This window comes from Halomonas sp. A40-4, from assembly GCF_015767635.1.
Classification (GTDB): domain Bacteria; phylum Pseudomonadota; class Gammaproteobacteria; order Pseudomonadales; family Halomonadaceae; genus Vreelandella; species Vreelandella janggokensis.
Genome location: NZ_CP065230.1, coordinates 3,730,455 through 3,745,837, shown reverse-complemented (window position 1 = coordinate 3,745,837; position 15,383 = coordinate 3,730,455). Strand labels below are relative to the sequence as shown.

Here is a 15,383-nt window from a genome sequence, read left to right as displayed (position 1 = left end):
GGGAGCAGAGCCGGCTCACTCCGGCAGGTCGATCACCAGTTCCTTCGAACAGGCACGCGAGACGCAGACCATGATGTGATCGACACGCTCGGCCTCGGACAGCACGAGATCGCGATGGTCCGCTTCGCCCTCGATCAGCGTCGAACGACAGGAGCCGCAGGTGCCGCTTTCGCAGGAGTAGGGTACATGGTGGCCGTTGACCCGCAATGCCTCGAGGATCGAGACCCCCGCGGGCACCGGAATCGCTTCGCCGGTCTTGTGCAGGCGCACGGTGAACGGCGTGTCGTTTTCTGCCGAGGCGTGTTTCTGGGCGCCGAAGTCCTCGAAGTTCACGCTGGAGGGCGTCCAGTGGCCGGTCATGTCACGCACCGCCTCCATGAGGCCTCGCGGGCCGCAGCAGTAGATGTGGGCGCCTTTGGGATGTTCCAGCACCGGCCAGAGGTCGAAGGAGTCGTCCGGATTTCCGTGGTCATGGTGGATCACCACCTTGCCGCGGTATTCGGGACCGCTGAGCTCCTCGAGGAAGGCGGTCTGTTCCGGCTCGCGGGTCAGATAGTAGAGCTTGAACGGCTTACCGCCGGTGGTGCGTAGGTGGTGGATCATCGAAAGGATCGGGGTGATGCCGATGCCGCCGGCGATGAACACGTAGCGTGCCGGATTGCCTTTCAGTTCGAAGTCGTTGACGGGTGCCGACACCTGCAGGCGATCCCCCACGCGGGTGTCATCCACCAGGCTCTTCGAGCCCCCGGTGCCCGCCTCCTCACGCTTGACCGCGATCACGTAGCGGTCCCGCTCTTCGGGATCGTTGCACAGAGAGTAGCGTCGTACCTGGCCATTCGGCACCTCGACATGGAGGTGGGCGCCCGGCGTGAACTCGGGCAGCTCGTCGCCCTCCGGGTGAGCGAATTCCAGACGGTAGATGCCTTCGGCGATGGCATCCAGCGTGGTGACCTCAAGCTCGGTCATGGGTATTGCATTGTCTGTGGTCGCCATGGGGGATCCCTTTGTTGTTGTGGTGGTACAAATATTCTTTTATATCTAAGTATTTTTGCAGCAAGAATGCAAGGCATGAGGCTGCGACTTTAGTCGAGAGGCAGTGAATCGGTTCCAGAAGGGCGATAATGCATCGACAAGCGCTGCATAAGGCTTCTTCAGTGCAGCATCCCAATCGGATCACCCACATGGTGCTGGGGCGCGTTTCGCGCCCAAGAGGTTGATGTATTTAGGGTAATGCAATTGACTATAATAGAAATATATTCTTGCTTTCCGCAGGTCGTTGTGAAAGGGGTGATATGCCCATCGGTCAGACAGGAAAGAGAAATGACGTTAAATCTAGATAAGCTGATATTCGCCAAAACGCCAGCTTAAGGCCGCCGCGTGGCATGGAAGCTCCCCCCTGGTTTCCTGTTTTGGAAAGGCTTCATAACCTTCCTGAACCGGATCCCCAGCGCCTCTAGCCTGAAGTGGCTGTGGATTGCCCCAGGGCTCGTAGTCTGTTCCAGGTCTTCAGGCGCAGCATGGCCGCGACATCCCCAGGGTTCTGCATCGCTTTCACTCGTACCTGAGTGTGAAGAACCTTGTATTCGGGTTGCTGCATGGGGGCACACTCCTGGTGAGATCACGGAGGTGGTCAATTCTCCGTGTCGTCTGGGGAGCTGTTTACCATGTCGCCTGACAGCGGAGGGAGGAACTACGCTCCAAGACCGGTTAGCGACGATATCCTTGGCCGCTATGGCTTGCAATCCAGTGTGGTATCCTCAAATCAAAGGTAGTGTTGTGGCAAGGAACTAGAGTAAGATGATTCTCCAGTTTTATTAATCCGGTGTCAATTTACGTCTGATATAATACCTGCATGAATACAGACGCACGCAAGCTCAGCACGGAGCAACAAGAACTTCTCAGGCAGAAGGCGATTCGACTCCGCGAGAAGGGCAAAACCTTCCGCCAGATCGGTCAGCTTCTTGACGTTCACCCTGACACCGTCGGGCGCTGGTATAAGCGCTATCAAGCGGGTGGTGCCGAGGCTATCGCTGTCCAGAAACGCGGCCCCAAAAACAAGCCTCGACGGTTGACCGAACAGCAGGAACAACGTGTCATCGAGGCGATTCGTGACCAGATGCCCGACCAGCACAAGCTTGGCTTTGCGCTGTGGACGCGGCGCGCGATTACTCAGTTGATCAAGCAGTTCTGGGGCATTGATATCTCGGTCCGCACGATGGGCGATTACCTCAAGCGCTGGGGCTTCACGCCTCAGAAGCCATTGAAGAAAGCGTGGGAGCAGAACCCGACCCGCGTTGACGCTTGGCTGAAGGAGGAATACTCGCAGATTCAGGCCCGTGCCAAAGCAGAGAACGCCCAGATTTTCTGGGGTGACGAGACGGGTATCAAAAACAATACCCAGCACGGTCGGAGCTATGCACCAAAGGGACAAACACCGGTGCAACCTTTGCCGGCCAAGCGTGTATCGCTCAACATGATCTCGGTGATCACCAACCAGGGCACTGTACGATTCATGCTCTATGAGTCGACCATGACCGCCAAGGTCCTGAAGAAATTTCTGCGCGCGCTGATCGAATCGACGCCCGGTAAGGTCTTTCTGATCCTGGATAACTTGAGGGTACACCACGCCAAGGTCGTGAAACGCTGGCTGGAGCGCAAGACAGTCAAACGCTATCTGGAAGTATTCTTCCTGCCAGCCTACTCCCCGGAGTTGAACCCGGATGAGTACCTCACTGAAAGCCATGGTGCATAGTGGGCCTGCTGCTCGCTCTGTCGACGATCTGAAGAAACGCACGCGATCATGCATGCTGACGCTTCAACGCCGTCCTGAACGAGTGAAAAAATACTTTGATGCTGGGCATATCGCTTATGCCGCATAACAGACCTAAATTTCCGCCGGGTTAATAAATGAAAAGCTCTATTTTAGTCGAGCTCTACCATAAATCTTGAAAAGAAGTGGTCGAGTTCATCGAAGCCGTCAAGCGGTAGCACAAGCGAGACGTACTGGTCCGGGCGCACCACCACCAGCGCGCCGGCGCCGCGGTCGATGCCGCGCAGGTCGAAGATGTCCCGGTCGGTGCCCGGCACCGGCGCATGGGCCTTCTGGTAGTCCTGCAAGCCGAGGGGGCCCTTGTGGGGCTTGAGCAGCGCGTGCATGTCGGCCCAGTCCACCTCGAGGTGGGATTGCTGGATGATGCCGTGGACGTCGAAGATGGCATCCGGGTCGGCCCCTTGCGGGGTGAAGCGGCGGATCGGCGAGGCGTCGCTGGCCAGGTAGTCCATCAGGGCGTTGAAGCGTGAGCCGGGGCTGCGCGGGTCGACCATGTCGGCGAAGGCGTAGAGCCGCCAGCGGCCGTCGGCGCGATGCACGTGGCCCAGGTGGACCTGCTTCGCATCGCCGAGGCGAACCACCTCGGCGGAGTGGAAGCGGCGCCCGGGTGGGAAGCCGGTGGCCAGGTGCAGGTGGCGATCGTCGCCGGTGAGCAGGGCCGGGGTGTAGTGGGTGGCGAAGCCGGCGGTGAACTCGCTGTTGGTGACGAACTGGCGCTGCACCTCGGCCAGCCCCTTCATCGCGGCCTCGGGATCGTCGGAGCCCTGGGCGGCGCCAATCGCCCGCGACCAGCGGGTATCCATCTCGATCAGGTTCTCGGCGATGACGTGGCGCTCGGCGTTGTAGGTGTGCAGCAGGCTCGCCGGGCTGCGCCCCTCGAGCACCGAGATCAGCTTCCAGCCCAGGTTGAAGGTGTCCTGCATCGACACGTTCATGCCCTGCCCGGCCTTGGCGGTGTGGGTGTGGCAGGCATCACCAGCGATGAAGACCCGCGGCGTGCGGTTCTCCACTTGGTCGTCGTCGACGTCGTCGAACTTGTCGGTGACCCGGTGGCCAACGCGGTAGACGGAGAACCAGGCGGTCTCTTTCACCTCGAAGGTGTAGGGCGCCAGCACTGCCTGGGCCTTGGCCAGCACCTCTTCCTTGGTCAGCCAGGCATCCAGGGCGATGTTGCCCATGTCGACGTAGAGCCGGACCATGTAGCCACCCTCGCGGGGGATCAGCAGGATGTTGCCCGCCTCGGCGGACTGGATGGTGCACTTGAAGCGGATGTCCGGGAAGTCGGTCACCGCCAGCACGTCCATCACGCCCCACGCCTTGTCCTCGCCGTGGCCCTGAGGCACGCGGCCGATCGACTCGCGCACCACGCTGTGAGCGCCGTCGCAGCCGACCACGTACTTCGCGCGTACTGTCTTCTCGCCCTCTGCGGTCCTGAGCCGCACCGTGACCCGCTCGTCGGGCGCCTCGGGAACCTTCACCGCGAGGGTCTCGTGGCCGTAGTCGACCCCCAGTCGGCTGGGGGAGTTGTGCATGTACTCGAGCAGGAAATCGAGCAGACGTGCCTGGTTGACGATCACGTGGGGGAACTCGGAGAGGCCGTCGCGCACGTCCTGGACCCGGCCGAGGCGGGCGATGCGCGACTTGTCCTCGGGGGCCGGCCCCCAGAAGTGGGTCTCGTTGATCCAGTAGGCCTCGGTGGTCAGCTTCTCGGCCAGGCCGAAGGCCTCGAACATCTCCACGGTGCGGCAGGCGATGCCGTCGGCGCGCCCCACTTCCAGCGGCCCGTCGGCCTTCTCCACCACACGGGTGACAATATCCGGAAAGGTCGACAGCTGGGCCGCCAGCAGCAGGCCGGCGGGACCGGTGCCGACGATCAGCACGTCCACCTCCTCCGGCAGCGGGCCCTGCACCTCGCTGCGACCTTCGGCCACGGGCTGGATACGCGGGTCGCCACTGCGATAACCATTGAGGAAGTACTGCATCTGTTCGCTCCATCCCGCTTGTCGCGGGTCGTTGTTGGGGTCGTCGGGGGGCGGATGTGTCTGCTGCAGCAATTCGACACAATAGTGATTATCAGTATTGTGATTGTAATCGTGACGAACAATACGACTTTCCGCTAAGAACTTGCCCGCAAGGTCCGGCCAGACCGTCGTGCTATCGACCTTCGGATGATTGATCATCACTGTGATGATCACAATACTGACGCAGATCAAAGAATGACCACTTCCCTATCCACCGCCCCGACCAACGACAAGCGAGCCGACAATGACAACCACCGCACGCCACGCCATCCGCTACCCCCTGGCCCTGACACTGATCTCCGCCTCCCTGCTCGCCGCCAGCGCTCCTGCCCTGGCGAAGGAGCTCAGGCTCGGCATGATCACACCACCCCAACATATCTGGACCCAGACCGCGGAGAAGTTCGCCAAGAACGTTGCAGGGCAGAGCGATGGGGAGCTGACCGTCGCACTGTTTCCAGCCGGCCAGCTCGGCGACGAATCCGCCATGTTCTCGCAGATGGAGTCCGGCCTGCTCGACATGGGCATCATGACGGCGGCCCTGACCAGCCAGCGCGAGCCCTCCATGGTCGGCTGGTTCACTCCCTTCCTGTTCGACAGTGTCGAGCAGGCCGCCCAGGCCACCGAAACCGAGGCCGCCCAGCTCATGCTGGACAACCTGGAAAGCAAGGGCCTGCACGCCTTCGGCTACACCTTCGCCGGCATGCGCCACATCCTGATGCGCGACCAGCACGTCACGACCATCGAGGACGTCGCCGGCAAGAACATGCGCATTATCCCCTTCACCGCGATGAACACCTGGTGGCGCGCCATGGATGCCCGACCCACCCCCATCAGCCTGCCGGACGTCTACCAGGGCCTGCAGAACGGCATGCTAGACGGCGTCGACATCGACCTTGATGCCTTGGTCGGCTCCGGCTTCTACGAAGTCGCCGAGCACCTGACCCTGACCAGCCATATGGCCTTCCCCGCCGTCTCGGTGATGAGCCAGGCGACGCGGGCCTCCCTCTCCGATGAGGAGCGCGAGATCATCGACAGCGCCATGCAGGAGGCCCTGGTCTGGGGTATCGAGGCGCAGATCGAGGCCGAGCAACGCAACCTCACTACCCTCGAGGAGAGCATCGACGTCTACACCCTCGAGGAGGCCGAGGGTGTCTTCGCCGAGGCCAACCAGGCCTTTGCCGAGCGCTTCGGCGATCACCCCCTGATCCAGGCCTTCCAGCAGCAGGCCGCCGATCGCCTCACGACCGAATAATGCCACCGGGGCGCCACGGCGCCCCGGCGTGCACCGAAGGAGTCCCCATGCCGTCTCGATCCCTGACCTGGCTGAGCCGGGCGAGCCGTCGACTGAGCACGCTCGAGCAAGCACTGTGCAGCCTGCTGATCGTGGCCTTCGGCGCCCTGCTGATCGCCAACGTCTTCGCCCGCTACGTACTCAACAGCCCGCTCTACTTCGCCAATGAGCTGGCGGTCTACATCCTGATCTGGATGGCCTTCCTGGCCGTCTCCATCGCCATCCACCATGACCAGCACGTTCGCCTGACCATGCTGGTGGGCCTGCTACCGGCCCCTACTCAGCGCGCCTGCTACTGGCTGACCGAGCTGCTCTGCATAGCGATGCTGGCAGTGATGCTGTGGTACGCCATCGGCTGGCTGCGCTCGCCGTCGGTGAACTACGACATCGCCATCACCCTCGACTGGCCCAAGTGGCACTTCTACCTGATCGTGCCGATCTTCTGCGCCACCTCCCTCTTCCACCTTATCGCGCGCCTGCCCGATCGTTCCCGCACGGTCTTCAGCCTGCCCAGCGACGAGGAGTGACCCATGACGCTCGCCGCCTTCCTGCTGTTCATGCTGCTCGGCATGCCCATCGCCTTCGTGCTGCTGGGCGCCACCTTCACCTTCATCATCGCCTCGGGCAACTTCCGCTTGCTGGAGAACTTGCCCCAGGTGATCTTCGGCTCGCTGGAGGTCTTCGACCTGCTGGCGATCCCGCTCTTCATCCTGCTCGGCGAGATCATGAACGAGGGGGGCATCACCCGGCGCATCATCACCGCCGCGCGCGCCTGGTTCGCCTGGGTACCGCACAGCATCGCCTACGTCTCGCTGACCTCGAACCTGATGCTCGCCTCGATCATGGGCTCCGCCACCGCGCAGATCGCTATCATGAGCCGGGTGATGACCCCGGAGATGGAGCGCGACGGCTACGACAAGGGCTTCGCCGCCGCCCTCACCGCAGGGGCCGGCCTGCTCGGCCCGATCATCCCGCCGTCGATGGTGTTCATCATCTACGGCGTCATCGCCCAGGTCTCGATCGGCGCCATGTTCATGGGCGGCATCATCCCCGGCCTGGTGCTGTTCCTGCTGATCAGCGGCCTGATCGCCCTGGTGGCCAGGCGCGCCCACAAGAGCGGCGGCGCCGAGAAGTCACGCATCCCGTTGTGGGGCGCGACGCGCGGCGCCCTGCTCACCCTGAGCATTCCGCTGGTGATCGTCGGCGGCATCGCCTTCGGGGTGGTGACCCCGACCGAGTCCGCCGCCGTGGCGACGCTGATGGCGCTGGTCCTCGGTGGCCTGTTCTTCCGCGAGCTGCGCTGGGGCCAGTTTCCCGGCGTGCTGGCCAGGACGGCGCGTAACACCGCCATCGTGCTGTTCCTGATCGCCGCCGCAAAGGCCTTCGGCTGGGTGCTGGTCTACAACCAGATCCCGCAGCAGGTGGCCGGGCTGATGCAGGGCACTACCGAGAGCCCGGTGGTCTTCATGCTGCTGGTCTTCGTCATGCTGATCCTGGTGGGCATGGTGCTCGACGGCATCGCCGCGCTGATCATCCTGGTGCCCATCCTGCTGCCGGTGGCCCAGCAGAGCTACGGCATCGACCCGATCCACTTCGGCATCGTCACCTGCATGACCCTGAGCCTGGGGCTGCTGACCCCGCCGGTGGGGGCCGGTCTCTACGTCGCCTCCGCTATCAGCAACGTTAGCTTGCCCCGCATTACGAAGTGGATCTTTCCGTTCATCCTAGCAGCCTGCCTCGTTATCTTGGCGGTCATCTTTAACCCGTGGCTCATTAGCGTTTTCCGTTAAGCCTAGCCACTTACCTCCCGCTTACTTTTCATCGATGTGAGTCACTGGCGACTAGTGGGTTAGCCAGTGATCTCATTCAGTGCCTATTACAGAAACTTCTGCTATGGTCACAGCTTATTTTGCCCTTTATAAGACACTATATGACTCGAACACCGCTCTCTGAAGCTTTTGACCTGCCCGGTAATCTGTTAAGGCGCTGCCACCAAATTAGCGTGGCTATTTTTCTGCGCAAGTGCGAGGCATTCAACCTTACTCAACTGCAATATATTATCCTTTCTGCACTTGAAGAGATGGGTACCAGCGACCAAGTTACCCTAGGTGGCTATACAGCGCTGGATCGCAACACTGTCGCGGTCGTGGTTCGGAAGCTGGAGGAGCGTGGCCTCATTACTCGGCACCGCAACCCTGAAGATCGTCGTTCCATGGTAGTAAAGCTAACCAAGGAAGGAGAGGCGCTACGAGAAGCTGTAGAGCCTGCTGTTGAAGAGGTGCAAAGTGATATTCTGGCGCCACTGAACGCCGAAGAACAACAGATACTGCTTTGTCTTCTTCAAAAAATTGCCAACGATAATAATCACTTAAGCCGAGTTCCAGTACGCTTAAACGACATTTAGCGCTTTAACTTTCAGCAAAACCTAAGCTTCCAAGATATTCCCCTTTATTTCTTTGGATAGATGTAGTGCTATGACGACCCTATGCGCTAGAAATCACTCCTTTTTTCAATCGTAAGACTCGGAATGCTAATGGCCCTTTAAAAAGGTTCTTCGTCGTTTCATGTGGATTTGGCCTAATCGAACAGGCGGCCCATCGGGCTGCCAATCAGGTAGATCATGGCGATGAAGTTGGCCTCGTTCCGGTAGCCTCGGGCGCGTGATCTAGCCGCCTGGAACAGGCCGTTCATGCCTTCCAGTCGTGCGTTCGTCAGTCCCGAGATCCAGCGCCTCACCACCTGCTCGGCATGCCGCTCCAGGGTCGCCAGGGCCTTTCCCATCGGCTTCAGCAGCGGCTTCTCCGAGACCGCCGCCTTCATGACCTTGAGATAATTCGTGATGCGCCACCGGGCCGCTCGCGGCGTCGGCGCCTTCTGGATCCAGCGCAGCTTCTCCTTGATCACCCAGGCATCGGACGTGGCGCTCTGGTCAGCTACCAGCTCCTGGAGCGCCGCTAGCTGCTTGGGCGTGAGGTTCTCGTTGTCCAGGCTCTTCAGCAGGGCCCAGCGCAGTGACTTGGGGTGTCCCTGCTCCCGGTGCTCTTTCTTGCGCACCTCGTCCAACCGCTTGGTGAAGGTCTGCACGATATGAAACCAGTCGACCGTGATCTCAGCCCTGGGAAGGTGCTCGGCCACACCACTGAGGAAGGCTTGTGACATGTCGCACACGACCTCGATCACGTTGTCCGGGTCGCCGCCATGGGCCGCCAGGAAGGCGCTGAAGGCCTCGATGGCCTCCTTGCCGTGGCCGGGAACGGCGAAGATCACCGGCTCCTGCTTGCGTTGCATATCAAGGAACACCGTCACATAGCGTTGACCGCGCCGGGACGCGGTTTCGTCCACGCCGACGGTGGCCACGTTGCTCAGATCCAGCTGCCCCAGCATCCGACCGACGTAGTGATGCACGATGCGCCACAGCCGCTTGTCGGAGATCTCCAGCTGTCGGGAGACGGCCAACACCGGCATCTCCTTGACCAGTGGCATGGCCGCCTGCTCGAACAGCAGGGTGAAGTCGCTGCCCGGCCTCGCCCAAGGGACCTCGATACGCTTGACGCCATGCTCCGGGCACTTGGTACGCGGCACGCGGGCGTGCAGGTAGCAGTGATGCTGGAAGAAATTCAGGTGCCGCCACGTCTTGTCAGAGAAGTCATGAGCCGGACAGGCCTGGCCGCACTCAGGGCAGGGGTAGAGGCTACCACGCTCGGCCTCGACGTAGAGGTCCAGACGGTGGGGCGATACGGAGGTATCCAGGTGCTGGTCCTTGAGAATCCAGGGCGCTTCCAGGCCCAGGCTTAGGGTCAGAATCTGGGTGCCGTCCATGTCGTACCTCCTGTCGTCGTGGAGGTCATATCCTGGCCCAGCTCAGGGGGGGGAATTCCACACCCAACGACGAAGAGCCAATTATTTTTCCCTTCGACAATATTTTTTTGAATAGCCCTCTTGGTCAGTAGCCGTTAGGTTCTAGTGAACCAATAGTTAACTGAATCAATTCACCAAAAGCGGTATTGGGAAAAAGGGGTAGGCCCGCCTCATTCACGAGGGGGCCGATTGCACGGTTTGAAGGTGGTGGCTGTTGACATCGCTTACCAGGACCGGACTCTTCAGCGCGAGTAGCTATTGAGTAATACCGGAGCGCGGTCCTTTTTTCGCTTTTTGATAGCTCTTTGGAATCGATTGCGGCCGTCCAAGCAGTCGTGATCGCCGACCGCCGCCGCGGTCGCTCGCTTTCTGATGCTGTGGTGGTCTCGTTGGAGCGTCAACTCAACGCGGTCAGCTTTGGCAACCCCTTCAGCAGCGTCGGCCACCACTTGTCGGTAGCGGCTCCGAGATGAACGGTGATTCGCCGAGCGTGCAGCCTTCAGCGTGGCGGCCGCCTTCAGCACCTGCTCGCGCATCCGGCTCAGGCTCCAGCCTTGTCGGGTTTGCCGCTCCAGGAGGCAGCGCAGGCCATGCAAGACCTGGTAGGCGTAGAGGCTGAGCAGCAGACTCACCTCGTTGCGCGCCATCACGTCCTGGACGGTGGAGGCGCCGCGATCTGTCGACGAGAGATGCACGTCGAGTGCCGACTTCACCTCGCCCATGTGCGCTTCGGCGCTGCCGCGCTTGCGGTAGAGCGCCAGGACCTTCTCCGGCGGCCAGTCGAACTTGCCGAGGTTGATGACCAGGAAGAAGGCATGCAGCAGCAGATCATCGGGGTGCTCTTGCACCACCAACACCACGCGACGCGGTGCCGGCCAGGAGCCGGCTTGGTACTCCAGATCGTGGCACCACTCCCGAGGCTGCTCGGGTGGCCGGCCGGGTGGCCGCTTCAGGAGCGGCGCTGCCAGCTTCTGTAGACCGGTGTGGCTGCGCAACCGGCCCAGGTATTCGATCTCCCGATCCTCCAGGGCCTCCAGCGTCGCGTTATCGGTAAAACCGGCGTCGATGCGCACACGAACCTGGGCGCCGGTGCTCTCATTGAGTCGCCGCACCAGATGCGGGATCCAGGTATCAGCGTTCTCGGCCGGACCAGCGTTGCCCTCGCGCAGCACCCCACCCACCATGTCACCGATTTCGGCCAGTGAGGCGACCAGCGGCGAGTCAATGCGTGCCCCGTACAGGCCATGAAACGCCGAGCCGCCCTGATGGCCGTGGACTTCGATCGGCAGGCCGTCGATGTCCAGCGTCAGCTGCTTGGGACGTTCACCGTTCTTCAGCGAGGTCAGGCGCCAGAGCACCAGCCGCAGCAGGCCTTCGTGCACGACATCGATGTTGTCGTTGCGGCCCAGGCAGGTCAGCAGCCGCGACAGCGTGGCTTGCGACGGCCGGTCTTGGGCCAGGGGCGTCGTCCCGCGCGCGTCGCTGCAGCACCAGGGTACGCAGCTGACTGGCCAGCGAATGAGGATGCGCAGCGGGTTGCGCTGGTCGACCAGGTTGTCCTCGAGCGCCTCGATCACGCCGCTGTTGTCGAGGGCTTCACGCAGCAGCAGCGCGCCGCTGTCGCTGGTGGTGCGCTGGCCGCTTAGCTCGACACGCACAGCGCCGTTGCACGAGGGCGTCCAGGTGGACAGGCTTTCACCCATAGCGGATGGCTCTCTTGGTTCAGGTTCTTGGCGGAACACACTGAATTTTCAAGAGAATACCATCCGCTATCTTCGTTTTCAGGCCGGCCTCATGAATAAGACGGGTTAAGTAGTGGACGATGATGAGCAGCAGCGTACTACAGCGTCTCCACGTCAAACGCTACGATTTGCCGTTGAGCGCTGGAAAACTCTACGCCTACTAAGTGAATAGGCTTGCCGCTAGCACGGTACTTGTCGGCATAGCCCTTGGTTTTGATCTGCTCAATCGCTTTGCCTTTAGGCAGTTGTTCAACCACCTTGAACTCAAACAGGTAAACATGCCCGTTAAAGTCTATGCTCATATCCACTTTGCCGTGGTGGCTGGCGTCTTCCACCGTCACATTCACACCCAGCGCGGCGAAGTGGCTGTAAAACACGCTGGCGTAATGGCCTTCGTATTGGGCAATGGGGTTGTTGCGGTACCAGTCGTGTGGCAAGCCGGCATAAAGCGCTTTGAGGTGGGTTTCCAGGCCTTGGAGATCGTGCGCTTGCAAGTTACGGAACAGCGTAAGCCGCTCCCGAGGGGGGGCTTGCACACCCAGCACAGGTAAAAGCGCTTGGTTAAGGCTGGCTTCCACCTCAAGGTTGGGGTAGCCCAAGGTGTAGAGCCAATAACCGGTCATCGGCTCCTCGACAGCATGCGCGGTCAGGTAGCCCGTTTGGAACAAGAGCGCTTCGGTGGCGATATGGTCGACATCAAAGCGGCCTAACAATTCGGCTTCTGTTTGCAGTTGGCTCAAGGCAGGAGTGAACACACCGCGTTTTTTTAGCAGTTCGACTAAAAACGTAGGGGTAGCGCTTTCAAACCAGTAAGGGGTGAATTTCCGCTCTTCTAACAAGAGCAATACATCAAACGGGTTGTAAACGCTGGGCACGTCTTGCCCGCCCCAGCGATAGCCGTTGTACCAGCGGCGAATCTCGTCACGGTCAAGCCCAGGCAGTTCAGGCGCAAACACCGTGTCCACATCGTGGTCGGTATAGCCACAGATAGCGGCATAGTCAGATGAGAGTGTGATGTCGCGCAGATTGTTCAGCCCTGAAAACAGGCTGACTTTGCTGAACTTGGAAACGCCGGTCAGCAGTACAAAGTGCAGGTGGGGGTCGGCATCTTTCAGCACGCTATAGAGGTTTTTCAGACCTTCGCGCAGTTCGCGCGCCCTATCGCTATCGAGAATATTATCAAGGATGGGTTTATCGTACTCGTCGATCAGCACTACTACGCGTTGACCGTGAACACGATGCGCTTGCTCAATCAAGCTAGCAAAGTCGTCCGCAATACGCTTAGGAGGCGTCGACGTAATCTGCAGACGTGCACGCTGCTGCTGCAACTGATATCGAATGTTCGCATCTAGGTCCTCTCTGTCAGCCGCCACTCCATTGCCAAAGCTTAAACGCACCACCGGGTATCGCTGCTGCCAGTCCCACTTGTCGTGAATATATAACCCGTAAAATAGCGCTTCGCGGCCTTCAAATAGGCAGCCCAGGGTATCTAGCAGCAGGCTTTTGCCAAAGCGACGCGGGCGGGAGAGAAAATAGTATTTGTTTTGGTTCGCCAGCTTTTCAATGAACGGCGTTTTGTCGACGTAGTAATAGCCGCCTTCTCGGATATCCGAAAAAGTTTGAATGCCTATAGGCAGCTTACGACGATGAGCAGCTGGCATGCTGGCCTCCAATGCTGAACCGATGAAACACAGGACAGTTTAGCACGGTGGCGATAAGGGCAGGTGGCGCGTATGGAGCTGTGTTTTTTTGCATAGGTACTGCTGGCGTTCTACGCGTAGCCGAATCAATAAAAGGAGTCCGTAGTGCGCGGTGACCAGAGGTCAAATTTGGTAGAAAACAGGACACAGAAAAGTCACGGTGTGTGCCAACGTTTGGACAATGAAGGGCACAGAATGGCGTTAATGGGTGTGATAGAGAAGATTTGAAATGCATTGGAATGTTAATTAACTTGTTGATTTAAATATTGTTTATTGGTTTTTTGACGGTGGGGAAGGGCGATGCTTGTGCGGCTTAAACCGGCCTCCGAAGCCGAGGGTCGCAGGTTCGAATCCTGCCGGGCGCGCCAGATTGTGAAAAAAGGGCCTGCGAGAAATCGTGGGCCCTTTTTGTTGGTTTGGCTTCTTGTCGGCCAAGAGCGGACGTTTAGGATCCACTGAGATAGCGCTTTGATAACGCCTTGTTAAGCTTTCTTCCACTTAAACCTGATTCTATGATGATGCACTGTGTGGGGCAGTACACCGTCAAACTGTAAGCGGCCAGTAACAATACCCGGAAATATTCCAACTTTATTGGCAAACTCTTCAATGGAAGCCCTGCTAAAATCCCGTACTCGGACAAATTTTTCGTATTCATTTTTAGGAATTAGTGTCTCTTGCGCAAAAAGATCAGCCTCCTCTTCTTGCCTCATATATTGCCTGTCGCTTCGACCGTTTTCTAGGAATGTAGCCCTTTTATCATGAAGCAATATATGTCCTATTTCATGCATCAAACTAAACCAAAAAATATCAGACCAGCTACCTCTAAGTGACATCATTATTACTGCTTTATTTTTCTCTATCCAAAAAGTGGCGCCCGTCGTATATGTTTTTGGAAAGTGAGGTATCAAAACCAAAGCTACACCACAGCTGGCTAACAAGCTGCTAAGCTTATCAAGCATAACGTTAGGGTCTGTCTCAAACGTAAGGGCTTTAATGTCGGCTAGGCATCTATTTAGTTTTTCAGGATCAAGCTCATTTACTTCTTTCCGAGACGCAAGGATATGACCTGCTCTCAACCATGCCGCTAGGCCTTCATGAGAAGTACTATCTTTTTCAACTTGTCTAAATGCAGGCGCATACTCTTTTACTTCTCCTATATTAAATAAAGACGAAACGCCGAAAAATTTTCTGAGCTCCTTCACTCTAGCTATTTTGCTTTGGGTTTTCTGGACTAACCCCAATTTTGATAGTTCCGAGTAGGGATAAGACGAGACTACATCCACCTCGCCTTCAGCCTTCTTCTCGTCAATTTTTTTGGCAATCACCAATCGATAACTGGATTCCAAATTATTCCAGACATGCGCAGGTACACCCACAACTTGCTCAAGCTGTAGTGCAGTTTCCGAAGTAATTGCTTTTTCACCCTTCAAGATCTCGTTGATAGCTTGAGCGGGGCGCCCCATCCGACGAGCTAATTCCGCCTGACTGACTCCCATTTCTTCAAGCACCTCGTCCAGATACTCACCGGGCGGGATAGCCAAATCTGACATGTGTGCTTGTTCAGTCATCATAGTGTTTGCTCACTTCTTCAATCATCACAACATTCAAGTAGTCGCCATCCATAGTAAAGATCAGCCTATAGAACCCCGTAAGCTTGACCGCATATTGTCCTTCGCGCCTACCTTTTAATGCGTGGCACCTAAGACTTGGCAAGGCTATAAGGTCCTCCAGGGTCTCCGTCGCTTGGATGATTTGGATACGTTGAATGTATTTCCGCGCAACCTGATCGCCGAATTCTCTAACCGCCTGTTTTTGTTGGTTAAAGCACTTCTTTAGCTTTTTCTTGCGGAACTCGACTTTCAAAACAAGGCATCCTAAGGATAGCAAAAAATGACGGCATCTTCACCCTATGGGTGAAGACTATACGCCAAAATTATCGGT

11 protein-coding genes, 1 tRNA gene and 1 pseudogene are annotated in these 15,383 nt (G+C 58.4%); 6 read left to right on the top strand and 7 right to left on the bottom strand.

Translation table 11 applies throughout. The annotated features are described in order from the left end of the window. Positions 1-15: 15 nt before the first annotated feature. Complete coding sequence (locus IT895_RS17340) at positions 16-993, bottom strand: PDR/VanB family oxidoreductase (protein ID WP_159343415.1); 978 nt, start codon at positions 991-993, stop codon at positions 16-18. Between the two features lie 859 nt (positions 994-1,852). On the opposite strand from IT895_RS17340, the pseudogene IT895_RS17335 reads away from it, so the two are divergent. After that, a pseudogene (locus tag IT895_RS17335) lies at positions 1,853-2,879 on the top strand (IS630 family transposase). A 43-nt stretch (positions 2,880-2,922) separates the two neighbouring features. Here the strand turns inward: IT895_RS17335 and IT895_RS17330 are convergent. Further along, positions 2,923-4,812, bottom strand: a complete 1,890-nt coding sequence (locus IT895_RS17330; RefSeq protein WP_159343414.1) for an FAD-dependent monooxygenase — start codon at positions 4,810-4,812, stop codon at positions 2,923-2,925. A gap of 283 nt (positions 4,813-5,095) precedes the next feature. Between IT895_RS17330 and IT895_RS17325 the strand changes: the two genes are divergently transcribed. The 4 genes from IT895_RS17325 to IT895_RS17310 all read left to right on the top strand — a co-directional run bounded on the left by IT895_RS17325 (position 5,096) and on the right by IT895_RS17310 (position 8,546). Next, positions 5,096-6,103, top strand: a complete 1,008-nt coding sequence (locus IT895_RS17325) for a TRAP transporter substrate-binding protein (RefSeq protein ID WP_159343413.1) — start codon at positions 5,096-5,098, stop codon at positions 6,101-6,103. Between the two features lie 47 nt (positions 6,104-6,150). Then, positions 6,151-6,669 (top strand): TRAP transporter small permease, encoded by a 519-nt coding sequence (locus tag IT895_RS17320; RefSeq protein WP_159343412.1) that lies wholly within the window; start codon positions 6,151-6,153, stop codon positions 6,667-6,669. A 3-nt stretch (positions 6,670-6,672) separates the two neighbouring features. After that, entirely contained in the window at positions 6,673-7,932 is a 1,260-nt protein-coding gene (locus tag IT895_RS17315) for a TRAP transporter large permease (protein ID WP_159343411.1), read from the top strand. Positions 7,933-8,072: 140 nt separating this feature from the next. Continuing rightward, complete coding sequence (locus IT895_RS17310; protein ID WP_167520886.1) at positions 8,073-8,546, top strand: MarR family winged helix-turn-helix transcriptional regulator; 474 nt, start codon at positions 8,073-8,075, stop codon at positions 8,544-8,546. A gap of 173 nt (positions 8,547-8,719) precedes the next feature. Here IT895_RS17310 and IT895_RS17305 read toward each other — a convergent pair whose 3' ends face one another. The 3 genes from IT895_RS17305 to IT895_RS17295 form a co-directional block, all read right to left on the bottom strand. Next, a complete protein-coding gene (locus IT895_RS17305; protein ID WP_159343410.1) occupies positions 8,720-9,961 on the bottom strand; it encodes an ISL3 family transposase in 1,242 nt (413 codons plus the stop codon). 281 nt (positions 9,962-10,242) lie between these two features. After that, positions 10,243-11,703, bottom strand: a complete 1,461-nt coding sequence (locus IT895_RS17300) for an IS1380 family transposase (RefSeq protein ID WP_233337292.1) — start codon at positions 11,701-11,703, stop codon at positions 10,243-10,245. 137 nt (positions 11,704-11,840) lie between these two features. Continuing rightward, the gene (locus IT895_RS17295) at positions 11,841-13,403 is read right to left on the bottom strand and encodes an ATP-binding protein (protein WP_159343409.1); all 1,563 of its coding nucleotides are present in this window, start codon (positions 13,401-13,403) and stop codon (positions 11,841-11,843) included. Positions 13,404-13,739: 336 nt separating this feature from the next. Here IT895_RS17295 and IT895_RS17290 point away from each other — a divergent pair. Further along, positions 13,740-13,810 (top strand) — tRNA-Ser (locus IT895_RS17290). Positions 13,811-13,924: 114 nt separating this feature from the next. Here the strand turns inward: IT895_RS17290 and IT895_RS17285 are convergent. Together IT895_RS17285 and IT895_RS17280 are read right to left on the bottom strand one after the other, a co-directional pair. After that, positions 13,925-15,013 carry a HigA family addiction module antitoxin gene (locus IT895_RS17285; RefSeq protein ID WP_199284178.1) on the bottom strand — a complete coding sequence of 363 codons (1,089 nt, stop codon included), beginning with the start codon at positions 15,011-15,013 and terminating at the stop codon, positions 13,925-13,927. Beyond that, positions 15,003-15,305 (bottom strand): type II toxin-antitoxin system RelE/ParE family toxin, encoded by a 303-nt coding sequence (locus IT895_RS17280; protein ID WP_199284177.1) that lies wholly within the window; start codon positions 15,303-15,305, stop codon positions 15,003-15,005. Before IT895_RS17280 ends, IT895_RS17285 begins: the two co-directional genes overlap by 11 nt. Between the last annotated feature and the right edge of the window lie 78 nt (positions 15,306-15,383).

Coding starts and splice junctions, on each gene's coding strand:
- IT895_RS17325 (WP_159343413.1), top strand. CDS start 5,096: ATGACAACCACCGCACGCCACGCCATCCGCTACCCCCTGGCCCTGACA.
- IT895_RS17330 (WP_159343414.1), bottom strand. CDS start 4,812: ATGCAGTACTTCCTCAATGGTTATCGCAGTGGCGACCCGCGTATCCAG.
- IT895_RS17305 (WP_159343410.1), bottom strand. CDS start 9,961: ATGGACGGCACCCAGATTCTGACCCTAAGCCTGGGCCTGGAAGCGCCC.
- IT895_RS17295 (WP_159343409.1), bottom strand. CDS start 13,403: ATGCCAGCTGCTCATCGTCGTAAGCTGCCTATAGGCATTCAAACTTTT.
- IT895_RS17300 (WP_233337292.1), bottom strand. CDS start 11,703: ATGGGTGAAAGCCTGTCCACCTGGACGCCCTCGTGCAACGGCGCTGTG.
- IT895_RS17315 (WP_159343411.1), top strand. CDS start 6,673: ATGACGCTCGCCGCCTTCCTGCTGTTCATGCTGCTCGGCATGCCCATC.
- IT895_RS17340 (WP_159343415.1), bottom strand. CDS start 993: ATGGCGACCACAGACAATGCAATACCCATGACCGAGCTTGAGGTCACC.
- IT895_RS17285 (WP_199284178.1), bottom strand. CDS start 15,013: ATGATGACTGAACAAGCACACATGTCAGATTTGGCTATCCCGCCCGGT.
- IT895_RS17310 (WP_167520886.1), top strand. CDS start 8,073: ATGACTCGAACACCGCTCTCTGAAGCTTTTGACCTGCCCGGTAATCTG.
- IT895_RS17320 (WP_159343412.1), top strand. CDS start 6,151: ATGCCGTCTCGATCCCTGACCTGGCTGAGCCGGGCGAGCCGTCGACTG.